This is a genomic window from Secundilactobacillus folii, from assembly GCF_009720675.1.
In the GTDB taxonomy this organism is placed as follows: domain Bacteria; phylum Bacillota; class Bacilli; order Lactobacillales; family Lactobacillaceae; genus Secundilactobacillus; species Secundilactobacillus folii.
The window spans coordinates 1-204 of the sequence record NZ_WNJO01000058.1 but is presented as its reverse complement, the minus strand read 5'-3'; the positions used below and the strand labels follow the sequence as shown (position 1 = coordinate 204).

The 204-nt window shown below is 50.0% G+C and carries 1 protein-coding gene; it reads right to left on the bottom strand.

All coding sequences use genetic code 11. From position 1 onward, the window contains the following. Positions 1–204: mucin-binding protein (locus GM612_RS12340; protein ID WP_173021295.1), on the bottom strand; the 204-nt coding region annotated here is incomplete at both ends.

Genomic DNA, 204 nt, shown 5'->3' with positions numbered 1-204 from the left:
GTATCCGTTGTCGGCGTATCCGGAGTAATCGTCGTCGTCCCGTGTGTCAAATGGATCGTGACGTTATCACTGTCATCAGCCTTCAGGTTGATGGTCAGCTTTGTACCATCGGCATAGTCAGCAGAATCAACTACTTCATAACCTGCCGGCACTTTCACCGTGTAACTTTGATCCTGATCAGTAGTGCCGGTGACCGTATCGGTT